This is a genomic window from Azonexus sp. (assembly GCF_036170495.1).
GTDB lineage: Bacteria > Pseudomonadota > Gammaproteobacteria > Burkholderiales > Rhodocyclaceae > Azonexus.
The window spans coordinates 1-15,485 of sequence record NZ_JAVHPH010000262.1 but is presented as its reverse complement, the minus strand read 5'-3'; the positions used below and the strand labels follow the sequence as shown (position 1 = coordinate 15,485).

General features: G+C 54.9%; 16 protein-coding genes. 8 read left to right on the top strand and 8 right to left on the bottom strand.

The genetic code is table 11. The features are described from left to right. The 3 genes from ADADOO_RS09500 to ADADOO_RS09490 form a co-directional block, all read right to left on the bottom strand. Positions 1-526: argininosuccinate synthase domain-containing protein (locus ADADOO_RS09500; RefSeq protein ID WP_511277022.1), on the bottom strand; the 526-nt coding region annotated here is incomplete at its 3' end. A gap of 32 nt (positions 527-558) precedes the next feature. Continuing rightward, a complete protein-coding gene (gene argF, locus ADADOO_RS09495; protein WP_511277020.1) occupies positions 559-1,479 on the bottom strand; it encodes an ornithine carbamoyltransferase in 921 nt (306 codons plus the stop codon). Positions 1,480-1,482: 3 nt separating this feature from the next. After that, positions 1,483-2,655, bottom strand: coding sequence for an aspartate aminotransferase family protein (locus tag ADADOO_RS09490; RefSeq protein ID WP_511277018.1), 1,173 nt, complete (start codon positions 2,653-2,655; stop codon positions 1,483-1,485). 237 nt (positions 2,656-2,892) lie between these two features. Between ADADOO_RS09490 and ADADOO_RS09485 the strand changes: the two genes are divergently transcribed. Then, positions 2,893-3,186 carry a DUF3579 domain-containing protein gene (locus tag ADADOO_RS09485; RefSeq protein WP_511277016.1) on the top strand — a complete coding sequence of 98 codons (294 nt, stop codon included), beginning with the start codon at positions 2,893-2,895 and terminating at the stop codon, positions 3,184-3,186. A 72-nt stretch (positions 3,187-3,258) separates the two neighbouring features. Here the strand turns inward: ADADOO_RS09485 and rpsT are convergent, their stop codons facing one another. Continuing rightward, on the bottom strand, positions 3,259-3,528 hold the full coding sequence (gene rpsT / locus ADADOO_RS09480; protein WP_011288763.1) for a 30S ribosomal protein S20: 270 nt from the start codon (positions 3,526-3,528) through the stop codon (positions 3,259-3,261). Between the two features lie 270 nt (positions 3,529-3,798). On the opposite strand from rpsT, the gene ADADOO_RS09475 reads away from it, so the two are divergent. The 7 genes from ADADOO_RS09475 to ADADOO_RS09445 all read left to right on the top strand — a co-directional run bounded on the left by ADADOO_RS09475 (position 3,799) and on the right by ADADOO_RS09445 (position 12,010). Further along, complete coding sequence (locus tag ADADOO_RS09475; RefSeq protein WP_511277015.1) at positions 3,799-4,233, top strand: type IV pilin protein; 435 nt, start codon at positions 3,799-3,801, stop codon at positions 4,231-4,233. Continuing rightward, the gene (locus ADADOO_RS09470; protein ID WP_511277013.1) at positions 4,227-4,871 is read left to right on the top strand and encodes a GspH/FimT family pseudopilin; all 645 of its coding nucleotides are present in this window, start codon (positions 4,227-4,229) and stop codon (positions 4,869-4,871) included. The genes ADADOO_RS09475 and ADADOO_RS09470 overlap by 7 nt, the downstream gene beginning before the upstream one ends. Positions 4,872-4,960: 89 nt before the next feature. Beyond that, positions 4,961-5,323 carry a type IV pilus modification PilV family protein gene (locus ADADOO_RS09465; protein ID WP_511277011.1) on the top strand — a complete coding sequence of 121 codons (363 nt, stop codon included), beginning with the start codon at positions 4,961-4,963 and terminating at the stop codon, positions 5,321-5,323. After that, on the top strand, positions 5,320-6,627 hold the full coding sequence (locus ADADOO_RS09460) for a PilW family protein (protein WP_511277010.1): 1,308 nt from the start codon (positions 5,320-5,322) through the stop codon (positions 6,625-6,627). The genes ADADOO_RS09465 and ADADOO_RS09460 overlap by 4 nt, the downstream gene beginning before the upstream one ends. A 9-nt stretch (positions 6,628-6,636) precedes the next feature. Next, on the top strand, positions 6,637-7,248 hold the full coding sequence (locus ADADOO_RS09455) for a pilus assembly PilX family protein (protein WP_511277009.1): 612 nt from the start codon (positions 6,637-6,639) through the stop codon (positions 7,246-7,248). A gap of 36 nt (positions 7,249-7,284) precedes the next feature. Beyond that, entirely contained in the window at positions 7,285-11,310 is a 4,026-nt protein-coding gene (locus tag ADADOO_RS09450; RefSeq protein WP_511277007.1) for a pilus assembly protein, read from the top strand. Between the two features lie 58 nt (positions 11,311-11,368). Continuing rightward, on the top strand, positions 11,369-12,010 hold the full coding sequence (locus tag ADADOO_RS09445) for a hypothetical protein (protein WP_511277006.1): 642 nt from the start codon (positions 11,369-11,371) through the stop codon (positions 12,008-12,010). An 18-nt stretch (positions 12,011-12,028) separates the two neighbouring features. Here the strand turns inward: ADADOO_RS09445 and ispH are convergent, their stop codons facing one another. The 4 genes from ispH to ADADOO_RS09425 all read right to left on the bottom strand — a co-directional run. Next, a complete protein-coding gene (gene ispH, locus ADADOO_RS09440) occupies positions 12,029-12,958 on the bottom strand; it encodes a 4-hydroxy-3-methylbut-2-enyl diphosphate reductase (protein WP_511277004.1) in 930 nt (309 codons plus the stop codon). Next, the gene (locus tag ADADOO_RS09435) at positions 12,958-13,389 is read right to left on the bottom strand and encodes an FKBP-type peptidyl-prolyl cis-trans isomerase (RefSeq protein WP_511277002.1); all 432 of its coding nucleotides are present in this window, start codon (positions 13,387-13,389) and stop codon (positions 12,958-12,960) included. The genes ispH and ADADOO_RS09435 overlap by 1 nt, the downstream gene beginning before the upstream one ends. After that, entirely contained in the window at positions 13,386-13,868 is a 483-nt protein-coding gene (gene lspA, locus ADADOO_RS09430) for a signal peptidase II (RefSeq protein ID WP_511277000.1), read from the bottom strand. The genes ADADOO_RS09435 and lspA overlap by 4 nt, the downstream gene beginning before the upstream one ends. Then, on the bottom strand, positions 13,861-15,485 hold a 1,625-nt coding region (locus ADADOO_RS09425; RefSeq protein WP_511276999.1), incomplete at its 5' end, for an isoleucine--tRNA ligase. The genes ADADOO_RS09425 and lspA, both read right to left, overlap by 8 nt.

Sequence of the window (15,485 nt, the reverse complement as noted above, 5' to 3'; positions counted from 1 at the left end):
TCTTGTGCTTCATGTCGATTTCGATGCCATGCTTCTCGGCATAGGCCATCAGCTTCTCGCGCGACATCAGGTCCCATTCGCGCCACGGGGCGATGACCTTGATACCCGGCTTCAGCGCGTAGGCGCCGAGTTCGAAACGGACCTGGTCGTTGCCCTTGCCGGTCGCACCATGGCAGATGGCATCGGCGCCGGTTTCGTTGACGATCTCGATCAGGCGCTTGGCGATCAGCGGCCGGGCGATCGAGGTACCGAGCAGGTACTCGCCTTCGTAAACGGTGTTGGCGCGGAACATCGGGAAAACGAAGTCGCGGACGAACTCTTCGCGCACATCGTCGATGTAGATGTTCTTCGGCTTGATGCCGGCCTTCAGCGCCTTGGCGCGCGCCGGCTCGAGTTCCTCACCCTGGCCGAGGTCGGCCGTGAAGGTGACGACTTCGCACTTGTACACATCCTGCAGCCACTTCAGGATGACCGAGGTATCCAGACCGCCCGAATAGGCCAGCACAACCTTCTTGATGTCGCTCATTTCCGTTCCCTTGTTTCGTTTAACCCTGCCGCTCAGCCCTGAATCCGGCCCAGCAGCAAATATTCCATCAACGCCTTCTGGACGTGCAGCCGGTTCTCGGCTTCGTCCCAGACCACCGATTGCGGCCCGTCGATCACCTCGGCCGTCACTTCCTCGCCGCGGTGCGCCGGCAGGCAGTGCATGAACACGGCCTGCGGATCGGCGACGCGCATCATGTCGCCATCGACGCACCAGTCGGCGAAGGCCTTGATCCGTTCCTCGTTCTCAGCCTCGAAGCCCATCGAGGTCCACACGTCGGTGGTGACCAGGTCGGCACCCCGGCAAGCATCCATCGGATCGGCAAAAACCTTGAAACGCTCCGGATCGATCTGGCCGACCAGTTCCGGCTGAATCTCGTAACCCGGCGGCGTCGATACATGGACCTTGAAGTCGAGCACCTCGGCCGCCTGCAGCCAGGTGTTGCACATGTTGTTAGCGTCGCCAACCCAGGCCACGGTCTTGCCCTGAATGCAGCCGCGATGCTCGATGTAGGTATAGATGTCGGCCAGGATCTGGCACGGATGGTATTCGTTGGTCAGGCCGTTGATCACCGGCACCCGCGAATTGGCAGCAAAGCGCTCGATAATATCCTGCTCGTAAGTGCGAATCATCACGATGTCGCTCATCCGCGAAATAACCTGCGCCGCATCCTCGACCGGCTCGCCACGGCCGAGCTGGGAGTCGCGGGTATTCAGGTAGATCGCCGAGCCACCCAATTGCTGCATGCCCGCCTCGAAGGACAGCCGCGTCCGGGTGCTCGCCTTCTCGAAAATCATGACCAGAGTACGATCGCTGAGCGGCCAGTACTTCTGGTAAGACTTGAACTGGTTCTTGATCCAGCGCGTCCGCTCGAAAACATACTCGAGCTCGTCGCGCGCAAAGTCATTGAATTGCAGAAAGTGTTTGATTGCCATGATTTAGGCCGCCAAAAATGCCTTGATGAGCGGAACGCTACGGTCAACCAGCTCTTTTGCCTCATTTTCGCGAAAGATCAGCGGCGGCAACAGACGGATAACCTTGTCAGCAGTCACATTGATCAGCAACCCCGCCGCCAGCGCCTGACCAACCAGTTCGCCACACGGCCGGTCAAGCTCAATGCCGATCATCAGGCCATGGCCGCGAATCTCAACGACACCAGCCACCCCGGCCAACGCCTCGGCATACAACTGGCGAATCAGCGCCCCCATCTTTTCGGCATTGTCCATCAGACCATCCTGCTCGATGGTATCAATGGTCGTCAGTGCCGCCGTGCAAGCCAATGGGTTTCCACCAAAAGTCGAGCCATGATTGCCGGGCCCGAACAAACCGGATGCCTTGCCGGTCACCATGCAGGCGCCGATGGGCACACCAGAACCAAGCCCCTTGGCCAGCGTCGCGATGTCCGGCTGAATGCCGGCATGCTGATACCCAAACCACTTTCCTGTGCGCGCCATACCGCATTGCACCTCGTCACAGATCAGCAACCAACCGTGCTCATCACAGAACTGACGCAAAGCCTTCTGGTATTCCAGTGAAGCCAGATGAACACCGCCCTCGCCCTGAATAACTTCCAACATGACCGCAACGATATTCTGGTTGTGTTCGGCAACTGCCTTGATCGCCGATAGATCATCATAGGGTACGCGAACAAACCCGGAAACCAGCGGCTCGAAGCCGGCCTGCGCCTTACGGTTGCCCGTTGCCGAAAGGGTGGCCATCGTCCGCCCATGAAAAGCCTTTTCCATGACGATCACGGTGGGATTTTCAATTCCCTTTTTGTGGCCGTAGAAACGAGCCAGCTTGATGGCAGCCTCATTGGCTTCGGCGCCAGAATTGGAGAAAAATATCTCCTGCATGCAGGAAATTTCGGCAAGCTTGTCGGCCAGTAACTCCTGCTCGCGAATTCGATAAAGATTGGATGTATGCAACATGCGCCCCGCCTGTTCGGCAATCGCCGACACCAACCGGGGATGGGCATGACCAAGCGTAGAAACAGCAATCCCGGACAACGCATCCAGGTATTCCTTACCCTCGGTATCGGTAATCCGGCAACCCTGACCATAGCTAAAAGCCACTGGCAACCGGGCATAGGTATTCATGACATGCGACATCAGGCAACCCCAAAAAACAGAAACGGCGGTCATTGCCGCCGGAATCATCGCAACTCAACGGGAGAGCACCCGCGAGAGCAACTGTGGGCTGAATTCTAGGTCAAAAGTAAGGCCTTGTATAGAACGACAAAAACACCCATGCCCCCCGGCGGCGATGCGCCATAATTATGGAAACACTTCAGGCTTCTGCTAGAATTCGCCAACGCAAGGTCGCATCGCCCACCGCAGACTAGAACAATGACAACTACAGACTCGACCACCTTCATCATTGTTGGCCTCACCAAGCAAGGCAAAAAATTTCGCCCCAGCGACTGGGCAGAACGCCTGTGCGGCGTCATGTCCGCCTTCGGCGCGGAACGCAAGATGAAATACTCACCCTACGTCGGCCCGGGCGACCACAACGGCGAAAAAGCCGTCTTCGTCGACGGCCGCCTCGGTGAAATCGAACCAATGGCCTATCGCTTCATGCTCAACTTCGCCCAGGACAACGACCTTCAGATCATTGACGGTGTTTGCTCGCTGGAAAAGTAAAACAACGAAGCGAAATCACACAAATAAAAAAAGGCGCCCAAAGGCGCCATTTTTATTTGTGCATTCAACTGATCAGGCAGCAGCAAGCGCCTTGATCTGAGCAGATAGACGGCTCTTGGTGCGGGAAGCCTTGTTCTTGTGAACAATCTTCTTGTCAGCGATGCGATCGAGAACCGCAACGGATTGCTGGAAGACGCCTTGAGCGGCGGCTTTGTCACCAGCTTCGATCGCCTGACGAACACGCTTGATTGCGGTACGCAAGGTCGAACGCAGGCTGGCGTTATGGGAACGCTGCCCGTCAGCTTGACGGGCGCGCTTGCGGGCTTGTGCGCTATTGGCCATGAAGAAATCCGTAAGAAATTGAGCTGCCCATTCTAATAGCTCTCACAAAAAAAAGAAAGCCCCTATCTGCACACACAAGACAACCGCTTAAACCCGAATACTGACCATCCGTCATACTGAACGATAGCCACCAAAACGATAAGCTAGCATAGCTATGCAACGCCCCCTTCTGAAAAAGGCTTTATCGTGCGAAGTTACGTTTTACCGCCTTCTTGTGGAGATTCCACATTTCGGAATATCAAATTTGGTACCCCACCCGGAAAAGACGCAATGAACAAGATTACACGCGGATTCACATTGATTGAGGTCATGATCGTAGTGGCCATCATCGCCATATTGGCCTCGATAGCGCTGCCCAGCTATCAGGAATATATCCTCCGCTCTCGACTGGTTGAAGGCACCAACGAACTTTCGGCAATGCGCGCCCGAATGGAACAGTACTTTCAGGATAACCGAACGTACGTGGCTACTGGAGCTTTTACTCCACCCTGCCTAACTCCACAGACGGCAGGAACATTTTCAGTAAGTTGTGCAGCCGGGGACATCACAGCAACCACTTACTTGATTACCGCCACCGGTAGCGACACCACTGCAGATTTCGTCTACACAATCAACGCACAAGGTACCAGAGCAACCACTGGGTCAAGTTGGGGGCACACATGTAGTACAACATGGCTAATGAAGCGGAGTGACCCATCTTGCTAATCCGCGGCCAAAAAGCATTCTCGCTGATCGAACTGATGGTCGTCTTGACCATCGTTGCCATTCTGCTACTGGTTGGCGCCCCACAGTTTTCAATATGGCAGGCCAATTCACAGGTTCGATTAGTGGCCGAAGCGTTGCAGAACGATCTCCGTCAAGCCCAAGGCGAAGCCGTTCGGCGCAACCGGCAAGTCGCTTTCGTACTCACCAACGATGCACCGACTCCAAATCCCGACACTAATATTCTCCCCGTTTTTGCACCATCAAACCCAGCCAACAATTGGGTACTCCTCGCCTTGCCGTTACTTGGTAGCACTGAAGGGAAAGATGAGGCATCCGGGTCGACTGGATTTATTCTAAGTCACGTCCAGAACAGCAATACAACCACAACAATTACCGGCGGGGTTGCCATCCTTTGTTTCAACTCTGTCGGTCGACTCGTCTATTCGGCTACAACAACAATAGAAAATGCAAGCGGAGAGAAATGCGGTGTCTTGCCCGCAACCACTGCGCCGATCGAGTTTCGGATACAAAATGCCCGAACAGATCGTCCGCTTCGGGTCCAAGTCCGCGTTGGCGGACAGGTCCGCATGTGCGACCCCGGCAGGTCAATTGCAACTCAACCGGACGGATGTGAATAATGCGCCAGACTATACGATCTCCGCTTCAGCCAGCCAGGAAACAATCCACATCCCGACTACCTGGAAAAAAGGAGCAGGCTGGCGTCCTATTGCTGGAGGTATTGATTTCCATCCTGATTTTCTCGTTTGCCTTCCTGGGGTTGGTTGCCCTTCAAGCGCGAGCCGTTCAATATTCGGTTGATGCTGAGGATCGTAACCGGGCAGCCCTGCTCGCCAATGAAATGGTGTCCACGATGTGGGGGCAAAAATCGACTAATAAAGGAACGCTTTCCGTCGAAATAGGCGCTTGGCAAACTAAAGTTCAAAATCTTGCAGTTTCTGGCCTGCCAAACGCCAATGCTACGGTCAGCGCTGCTGATGCAAATGGCGTCGTGACCGTCACCATCAACTGGACCCCCGTCGGCGCCTCATCAACACCTCATTCCTATCTGACCCAGGTCGTCATGCCATGAATAACCATGCCGCTGCTCATATCACTCCAGGCCGCCAATCAGGCCTGAGTCTGATCGAACTGATGGTCGCCATGGTTATCGGCCTGATCGTGTCACTTGCCATTTTCTCCGTACTGCAAAACTTTGAAGGCCGCAAGCGGACCAGCACCTCGATCAACGACATTGATCAGGCAGGCAACTATGCCGCCTTTGCCCTGGACAAATTGGTGCGTAGCGCCGGCTCGGGAATTTCACAAAGCGACGGTGCCATGTTTGGTTGCTCGCTCACGGCCATGATAGACGGCGCGCAAATCCTACCGCGCCCAGCCGCGCTACCCGCCCCTTTCGCTGCGGTCAACACGGGCACAGCAAACGTTTTCAAATTGATCCCCGCACTGATAGCACCGGGGCAAACAACGCCCAGCGTCAGCGGCAAACCATCAGATGTGCTTGTGCTCATGTCAGGAAATGGCGGATTCGGTGAAGTGGCCACCCAATTCACGGGCGCACCGGCCGCTGGAGCACTGAAGGTGGCCAACACGATCGGTTTTCGTGACAGCGATCTTGTATTGATAAACAGCGTTTCGGCTGGCCAAACAGGTTCCCCGTGCTTAATTGAGCAAGTAATAGCAGGATTTTTAGGATTTGCTGGCGGTGAAACTACAACACTTAGGCTAGGGTTGGGGCGGCCGCGGCCGCCGCCAGCGCCACCGACCTTGTATTACAAGGACACTATTAATGGCAAAGCCATAGCCAACTATACCGATACCAGCAATACCATGGTTCTGAATCTTGGCAACGTTGTTGACGGCAACCCGCCAACGTTCATCGTGGTTGGCGTAGGCGACAACAACACGCTTTTTGGTTTTGACCTACTGCACAGCCAAAACCCAACTAAAGACGGTAATCAGGCCTCCTTCCCGATCGCCGACAATATCTTTGAGTTGCATGCCTTATACGGCATCGACGCCAACAACGACGGCAAGATTGACACTTGGAATGCGGCCACAGGCGATTACACACCAGCCAACCTGACCAATGGGACGGTCGACGCCTTTAAACGCCTGAAAACAATAAAAGCCATTCGAATTGGCCTGATCACAAGGACAGCGCTTCTTGAGAAAGTGCCAGCAGCCGATTCACCCAATCCTATTTCACCCGCTTCGCTGGTTTTGTTTGCCGATATTGCTGCGCTCACCAATATTGCTGCGCTCAAAGTGACCCGAACCCTGAATACCGACATCACCTCCGAAGAAAGAAGATATCGCTACAAAACCATCGAAACGACCATTCCCTTGCGTAACCAGATCATGATCAGCCAATAAGGAATGGCGATGCCAAACATCATCAAGAAATCCATTTTCCCGAAGCAACAACAAGGCGCCATCATGATCATCACGCTGATTGCGCTTTCATTGCTGATGCTTTCGGCCCTTGCGCTGATCCGCTCCTTTGACACTTCGCTGTCCATGGCGGGCAATCTTGCCTTCAAGCGCGACCTGGTCAATCAGGGCGAGCGCGGCATGGCTAAAGCGATTGCGCTTTTTAATACAGGAGCCCTGTCAACCGCAACAGCCAGGAAAAGCGACTCGCTTGCCAACAATTACTCGGCAATCATTCTGAACTCCGATCTACACGGTATTCCGATGGCGCTGATCAACAACACCACTTTTGGTGGCGCAGGCATGAACACCGCCGCAGACATCAGCGACACCGCTTCAGGTGTCACAGTTCGCTACGTCATCGACCGACTTTGCACTGTCGCCGGCGAAGCTTTTTCTAATGAAAAATGCATCGGATTCAAGCAAACCTCATCGCAGGGCGGATCATCCTTCCTTGCGCCGAAGAAGACCGGACAGGAGTTTCAGCCGGTGTATCGCATCAGCGTCCGAGCGACCGGCCCCAGAAACACCCAGGTCTTTCTTCAAACAACGATTACCCGCTGATCCGCTTCCTTTCCAAGCAATTACTTCGAGCCAATCATGAAAAACTCTCAGCGACTCCATTTTTTTGAATGCGCGCGGCAACCTTTCATTGCAGCCTTGTTGGTAATGGCTTGCGCGAGCAGCAACGCCGTCGAATTAGCCGATGCCCCATTGTTTTCCACGGTGACTGTTCCAGGCAATCTGGCGTTGACCCTGTCGGTTGAATGGCCGACCGCAACCACCCCGGCTTATACAATTGCCTACGATACGGCAAGGGATTTCCTGGGGTATTTTGATCCGGGCAAATGCTATAAATACAACTACGTGGCGGGAGCACCAGCAACCAGTTATTTCTCGCCGGTTGGGCCAGCAACGGCATCGCATCAATGCGCGATTGCCACCGCGACGAGTCAATTGTGGAGCGGGAACTACCTAAACTGGGCATCGATGCAGACGCTGGATACCTTCCGCTGGGTACTGACCGGTGGTTATCGCAGCACTGACACAAGCACCGAAACCCGCCTCACCAAGACTTACGCCGCAAGAGATTCGAACAATCCCAACAAATCGTTAGGCGCAAACATTTCGACATCGACTCCATTTGGATGGAATGCAGTAAAGACGCGCGTAAGAAACCTCGGCACAGCGATGCGCATATCCCAAAATGGCAACGTCGATAGCGCAGCAACCGCCGACTACAACGGTCAATACAGCACGAACGCAGGAAATGCTGCCTATGCTAACCCCAACGCCATTTATCTCGTTTATATCAACGTCAAGGTTTGCGACTCAACTGTCGGTCTTGAAAGCAATTGCGTTGCCTATCGTGACGGATATAAACCAGAAGGCTTGCTTCAAAAATATTCCCAAAAGCTTCGCTATTCAGCATTTGGCTATTACAACGACGGCCGGGATAACCCGCAACGCGACGGCGCTATTTTACGGGCGAGAATGAAATACATTGCCCCGACCCAACCCGTGCCAGGTTCGGCAGCAATTCCAAATACAAATGGGGAATGGAATGCAATTACCGGCGTCATGGTTACCAACCCTGACCCCAATGACGCGGCCAGCACGGTCACCGATGCCGCGGCAGCTGGCTGGGACACGCCCATCGTGAACAGCGGCGTAATGAACTACCTGAATAAATTTGGCTATTCGGCAAAAAATTACAAAGGCTTTGACCCGGTTAGCGAGCTTTACTACACCGCCATACGCTATTTCAAGAAACTCGGAAACGTGGACTCCTACACCACCCTGACTGGCGCGGGAAATAGCGCCACTGCAGCCTTGTGGCTGGACGGATTTCCTGCCATTCGCGACTGGTATGGTGCTGACGGCAGCCAGGATCCGATTCTCTATTCGTGCCAGAGCAATTTCGTACTGGGCATTGGCGACGTCTATTCACACCGGGATGCCAATCTCCCGGGAAGCTCACTGACATCGGCCAACGAGCCCCCAGTGAACGCTGCAATAACCGCCGACACCACGGTAAATGTAACCACCGCAACCAACATGATTGGGCAACTCGAAGGATTTAATAATCTGGGGGCGACATGGACTAATTGCAGCGGCAGCCGGGGCAATACTTTTTATATTGCCGGCCTGGCCTACGACTCCCATACACGGGATATTCGCGCTGATTGGACTGGCAAACAGACTATCAATACGTATTGGATGGACGTGCACGAGAACGTCAATTACTGCCACAAGAATCAATATTGGCTAGCGGCAAAGTACGGCGGATTTAAAGTTTCCGACTCGTTTGATCCATATGCAGCGACGAATTCGACCGCCAGCATTTTGCAGAATGAGTGGTATTCGAGTGCCGATACGCTGCCTTTTGCTGGAACCAACTATCAAGCTTCCCTAGCATTTACAACGGATGCGGTTGTAAATACCTCGGATAAACGGCCCGACAATTATTTTCCCGGGAACTCCCCGGCAACAATGAAAAGCGGTCTGGAAGGCGCTTTCGCAAAGATTGTTGCCGAGGCTAGCGAAGCAACATCGACAGGTGTTTCAACGCCAACTCCGCGACAAGCGGCAAGTGGAAACGCGAATTACAGCATCGCTTATAGCCCAACAAGCTGGACCTCAACGCTGCTCGGTCAACTAATCAGTTTTGGCGAAGATGGAACGCCAACCACAACAAACAAGTGGGATGCGACAAGTCTTCTGGATACACGAACATCAGCAAATCGTCTTGTCGTGACCTGTTGCACCAATATCGGGGCGGCTTTTCCATTCACTGACGGCAACATTACGGGTACCGCTCGCAATAGTCTGAGTGTCATCACCGGTGTAACAGACCCATCGCACTCCGTCGCGAACTATATTCTTTACTTGCGTGGTGATCGAACCAACGAACTTACCGCGACATCCGGTTTTTATCGGCAGCGCGCTCATCTTCTTGGTGATGTTGTCAACTCAAAACTGGCCACCGTTGGTGCACCGGATTTCCCATTTTTTGATCTCTATAATCCCGGCTACAGCGAGTTCAAGAGCGCGCGCGCTGATCGCCCGACCGTCGTTTATGTGGGTGCAAACGACGGAATGATGCATGCTTTTGACGGTACAGTAGTAGATGCTGCAACTTGCATATCAACGCTCACGACCCCTAGCAATGCTTGTGGCAAAGAGTTGTTCGCGTATATCCCAAGTTTCGTTTTTGGCGATGCTACAACGGGGCCACTTACCGGCTTGGCTTCGCTAGGAACACCGAGTAGCTTCGTCCACCATTTCATGGTCGATGCGACACCGGTGATCAGTGATGTTGATTTCTTCAATACGCCATCCCCAACGGCTCTTACCAACGACTGGCGGACTCTCCTTGTTGGCGGGCTGGGTAAGGGAGGGAAAGGCTACTACGCCATTGATGTTACCGACCCAAGCGCTTGGACCAGCGAAGCCAATGTAGCAAGCAAAGTACTCTGGGAGTTCACCAATTCGCATATGGGGTACAGCTTTGGTGACCCGGTAATCGTCAAGACGCCGGAATACGGATGGACCGTTATTCTCGCTTCCGGCTTTAACAACGATGATGGAATAGGCTATCTCTTCCTGATAAATCCACGCGATGGTTCGTTGTTAAGAACCATCGCTTTGCCAGAGGGTAGTGTCGCTGCACCTCTCAACCTCGCTCATGTCACCGCCTATGCCGAAACCTATCAGGATCAAAAAGCTGATGCGTTGTATGCAGGCGATCTCCAAGGCAATGTTTGGCGCGTCGATCTCACTCCATCAAGGAATGCGACCACGGTTGCAGGAAACACTACGATCACCACCAGTCACGATTACAACATTGTAAAAATAGCCAGCGTTAAGGACAGTTTAGGCAATCCCCAACCGATTACGACAAAACCGCTCGTGGAGATTGAACCTAGTTCCGGCAAGCGCTTCGTGATGGTCGGAACGGGGCAATTGCTCTCAGATAGCGACGTTGGAAGCACGCAAAGGCAAGCTTTCTATGCAATCAATGATGGACTGAAACAAACCGGCAAATTCTACGCAAGCCTGCTGACGTCGAACTCAGGAGATACCGTTACAGAGTATTCAGGTGTGGCTACTCCGAATTGGGATGACCCTGAAACCGCGGATACAACACCGGTACCCGTCGCCTTTCCAATTACCCGCTCTAGCTTGGTTGACAATACTGACCTTACCATCGGAATCAGCAGTTCGGAAACAAGACCGATGGGTTGGTATTATGACCTCGCAGTTGATGCGGTCACAGGGATTGCCGAACGCGTGAATGTACAACCGACCGCCACCAGCGATGGCATCGTAGGCTTCGCAGCGAATTTGCCAAACGGTAACGCTTGCTCTCCGGCCGGGGTTGCAAGAGTATTTGCGATCAGCTTTGGTACTGGATTGAGTGCAATTCAGGATTCTTTTGGCAACATTCAGGCGTTCTCCAATCTAACTTCCAACGTTACTGATCTGACATTCCTCAACGTTCAAGGTAAAACTCGACTGTTTGCTGGCACTGGCAGCGGTGCCATTATTAAAGTAGGCACAGAGTTCCCTGGCTCGACTTCATACAAGCGTCTGAATTGGAGAGAGGTACCAAGCGCTGATTGATAAGGTGTGGGAATGCCAGGAAGATTCTCGGAACAGGATCGACATTCGCATTGCAAGCATGCTGTCATTGGTGGTTCATGTCGCCATGCTTGCATTGCCGGGGCTTGAGCCCGGGGGACAGGAAAAGCAAATTCGAGAGTGGCGGCTTTACGCCACGTTAAGTCTGAACCATCACGAGCCGGATGGCTCACTAGTCAATTTGCCCGACCATCACTATGTGCCGGCAAAATCTAAAGTTAGCACAGACACTCCGGGACTGATTACTCAACCGAAAGTGACGCCGGATGAGGCACACGCTCAATTCGATTCTGCCCCGCCTTCAGAACCGATCAGAGGGTTACCAAAAGCAAGCACTACAGCAGAAAGCGAACCATCCGGCGATGGCGCGGACGATATATCTTTGTATTTCCGAAGCAGCTTACTGGATCGCCCTCCGGTGCCGCATTCTGCTCCGAACCCGCGGAAATACCTTTCGACAACGCCTATTTCCACCTTGCCTATTATTTTGCGCCTATATATTGACAAATCCGGAAAGGTTCTTGAAATCGATGTTAGAACCATGGAGACCCTAGATGACTCTCAAGTCACCCCGGTAAAAGATATGTTTTTCGCTACATCGTTCATTCCAGGGAACATCAAAGGCGTAGACGTACCCAGCTATATCGACATAGAAGTGAAGTTATCCGAATATATTCGCTAGAGGTCGTCCAAGTAACCGCTATTTACTGGTCGCCAGTTCTTTCGGCAGTGGAAACAAGACGCCCTCTTCGACCCCTTGCGACTGAACGACTGTAGCTCCGGAAAGAGAAACGATACGCTGGACGACGCGCTGAACCAATATCTCTGGAGCAGAAGCGCCGGCTGAGACACCAATTCGCGTTTTTCCCGTCAGCCAGAATTCCTGAACCTCTTCAGGTCCATCAATAAGATACCCAGCGACCCCTCTTGCTACGGCCACTTCCTTCAAGCGACGCGAGTTGGAACTATTTGGGCTCCCGACCACAATCAAAAGATCGCATTCTTGGGTAAGTGTCTTTACAGCATCCTGGCGATTTTGTGTGGCGTAGCAGATGTCATCTTTCTTCGGCCCCTGGATTTCCGGAAATCGGTTTTTCAGGGCGTCGATGACAGATGTTGCGTCGTCGACCGACAGGGTGGTCTGGGTTACAAAGGAGAGTTGATCGGGGTACTCGACTTGCAGCGTCGCTACATCATCCGTCGTTTCAACAAGGTACATCCCGCCCTCACTCTGCCCCATCGTCCCTTCGACTTCCGGGTGACCCTTGTGCCCAATCATGACAACTTCACGGGTCTGGTTGCGCATCTTGCCGACTTCGACGTGCACCTTGGTGACCAGCGGGCAGGTCGCGTCGAACACTTTCAGGCCGCGCGCTTCGGCTTCGTTGCGAACTGCCTTGGAGACACCGTGGGCGCTGAAGATGACAGTGCTGCCTGAAGGAACTTCACTCAATTCCTCAATAAAAACGGCCCCTTTTGAGCGCAGGTCGTCGCAGACGAATTTGTTGTGCACGACTTCATGGCGGACGTAGATCGGCGCGCCGAATTTTTCCAGCGCCCGCTCGACGATGGCGATGGCGCGCTCGACACCGGCGCAGAAGCCACGGGGGTTGGCGAGGATGATTTCCATTACATGATTCCGATAATTTCCACCTCGAAACGGATCGTTTTTCCGGCCATCGGGTGATTGAAGTCGAACAAGGCGTGCGTGGTATCGAGCTCACGCAGGAAGCCGGCGAAGGTGCCACCGTTGGGGGCGGTGAATTCGACGACGGAATTTTCCTTGAGTTCCATGCCGGCGGGCAATCCGCTCAGGGCGAGGCGTTCAACGAGGCGCTCGTTGTGCATGCCGAAGGCTTGCGCCGGTTCGAGTTCGAAGACGAAGCGCTCGTGCGCTGGCAGGCCGATCAGCACGGATTCCAGATTTTCTGCCAGCTGGCCGCTGCCCATTTGCAGCGTGGCCGGGCTCATGTCGAAGGTGGAGAGAAACTCTTCGCCATCCAGCGCGTTGATGCGGTAGTGCAGGGTCAAAAAGCTGTCGGAGCGGACGGTGGCGGTCATTCGGAAATCTCTTTCTTGTTGGCTACGGTCAACTGCTCGAAAACGAGCAAAATGGCGCCGACCGTGATCGCCGAATCGGCGACGTTGAAAGCTGGCCAGTAATAGCCGGCGACATGCCATTGGACAAAATCGACCACGGCGCCAAAGCGGAGCCGATCGATCACGTTGCCCAAGGCGCCGCCCATGACCAGCGTGAGGGCGAGCGAGAGCAGCCTTTGTTGTGGATGCTGGCGGAGCATGACGGCGATCCAGCCGGAAATGCCGAGCGCCAGGGCCGTGAACAGCCAGCGCTGCCAGCCCGGCTGGTCGGCCAGGAAGCTGAAGGCGGCGCCAGGATTGAAGGTCAGCACCCAGTTCCAGAACGGCGCGACGTAGATCGTTTGGCCGAAGCCGATGTTGTCGAGCACCAGCCACTTGCTGAGCTGGTCGAGCACAACGACCAGCCCGGCCAGCGCGTACCAGCGCCCGGCACTAGGCATGCGCACGCGCCTCGCCGGCGCCATACAGGTTGCTGACACAACGACCGCACAACCCCGGATGCTCGGCATGCGCGCCGACATCCTCGCGGACATGCCAGCAGCGCTCGCATTTGGCGTGTTCGAGCGGCGTGGCGATGACTTGCTCGTTTTCATCGCGGATTGCTACGGTCAACGAGCAAATCAGCACAAATTTCAAATCGTCGCCGAGCGAGGCCAGGGCGTCGAACTTCTCGCCAGCACAATGGATTTCGACCGCCGCCTGCAGTGCCGAGCCGATTTTGCCGGCTTCGCGCTGCGCTTCGAGCGCCTTGGTCACGTCGGCGCGCGCTGTGCGGATCAATGCCCACTTGGCGAGCCGATCGCCCTCGTCGGCCTGTGCCGGCAACTCGTGCCATTGCTGGAACATCACGGAGTCGTCGGCCTGGCCGGTCAGCACTTGCCAGACTTCCTCGGCGGTGAAGGCGGTGATCGGTGCCAGCAGGCGGACGAAAGCTTGCGTGATGTGCCACAGCGCGGACTGGGCCGAACGGCGGGCCACCGACTTGGGCGCCGTCGTGTACAGGCGGTCCTTCAGGATGTCGAGGTAGAAGCCGCCGAGATCCTCGGAACAGAAAGTTTGCAGCGCCTGGACGACGCGGTGGAATTCGTACTTGTCGTAATCGGCGCGACAGCTATCCTGCAATTCGCGGGTCAGGGCCAGCGCGTAGCGGTCGATCTCCAGCCATTGCTCAACCGGCAGCATGTCGGCATTGGCGTCGAAGTCGGAGACATTGGCGAGCAGAAAGCGCAGCGTGTTGCGGATGCGACGGTAGCCTTCGACGACACGTTTGAGGATTTCGTCGGAAATGGTCAGCTCGCCGGAGTAGTCGGTCGAGGCCGTCCACAGGCGCAGGATGTCGGCACCCATCTTGTCCGAAACCTGCTGCGGCGCGATGACGTTGCCCTTGGACTTGGACATCTTGTGGCCCTTGCCGTCAACCACAAAACCGTGCGTCAGTAGCGCCTTGTACGGAGCGCGGCCGTCAATGGCGCAGCCGGAAAGTAAGGAGGACTGGAACCAGCCGCGATGCTGGTCGGAACCTTCGAGGTAGAGATCGGCCGGATAGCCAAGCTCAGCCGCGTGCGAGCCGCGCATGACGTGCCAGTGCGTCGTGCCGGAATCGAACCAGACATCCAGCGTGTCCTTCATCTTGACGTACTGCTCGGCTTCGGCGCCCAACAACTCAGCAGCATCGAGACTGAACCACGCCTCGATGCCGGCCTTTTCGACGCGCAGGGCGACTTGCTCGATCAGTTCAGCCGTGCGCGGATGCGGCAAGCCGGTTTCCTTGTGCAGGAAGAACGGGATCGGCACGCCCCAGTTGCGCTGGCGCGAGACGCACCAGTCGGGGCGGGTCTTCATCATCGCTTCCAGGCGAGCGCGGCCCCAGGCCGGGAAAAACTGCGTTTCGTCGACGGCGCGCTCGGCGATCCAGCGCAGGGTCGGGGCATCCTCGCTGGCCTTGTTGTCCATGCCGATGAACCATTGCGTCGTGGCGCGGAAAATGATCGGCGTCTTGTGGCGCCAGCAGTGCGGGTAGCTATGTTTGATTTTCTCGTTTTTTAACAGTCGACCGT

Coding starts and splice junctions, on each gene's coding strand:
- lspA (WP_511277000.1), bottom strand. CDS start 13,868: ATGCCTAGTGCCGGGCGCTGGTACGCGCTGGCCGGGCTGGTCGTTGTG.
- ADADOO_RS09460 (WP_511277010.1), top strand. CDS start 5,320: ATGAATAACCATGCCGCTGCTCATATCACTCCAGGCCGCCAATCAGGC.
- ADADOO_RS09435 (WP_511277002.1), bottom strand. CDS start 13,389: ATGACCGCCACCGTCCGCTCCGACAGCTTTTTGACCCTGCACTACCGC.
- ADADOO_RS09475 (WP_511277015.1), top strand. CDS start 3,799: ATGAACAAGATTACACGCGGATTCACATTGATTGAGGTCATGATCGTA.
- ADADOO_RS09485 (WP_511277016.1), top strand. CDS start 2,893: ATGACAACTACAGACTCGACCACCTTCATCATTGTTGGCCTCACCAAG.
- ADADOO_RS09455 (WP_511277009.1), top strand. CDS start 6,637: ATGCCAAACATCATCAAGAAATCCATTTTCCCGAAGCAACAACAAGGC.
- argF (WP_511277020.1), bottom strand. CDS start 1,479: ATGGCAATCAAACACTTTCTGCAATTCAATGACTTTGCGCGCGACGAG.
- ispH (WP_511277004.1), bottom strand. CDS start 12,958: ATGGAAATCATCCTCGCCAACCCCCGTGGCTTCTGCGCCGGTGTCGAG.
- ADADOO_RS09490 (WP_511277018.1), bottom strand. CDS start 2,655: ATGTCGCATGTCATGAATACCTATGCCCGGTTGCCAGTGGCTTTTAGC.
- ADADOO_RS09445 (WP_511277006.1), top strand. CDS start 11,369: ATGCTGTCATTGGTGGTTCATGTCGCCATGCTTGCATTGCCGGGGCTT.
- rpsT (WP_011288763.1), bottom strand. CDS start 3,528: ATGGCCAATAGCGCACAAGCCCGCAAGCGCGCCCGTCAAGCTGACGGG.
- ADADOO_RS09450 (WP_511277007.1), top strand. CDS start 7,285: ATGAAAAACTCTCAGCGACTCCATTTTTTTGAATGCGCGCGGCAACCT.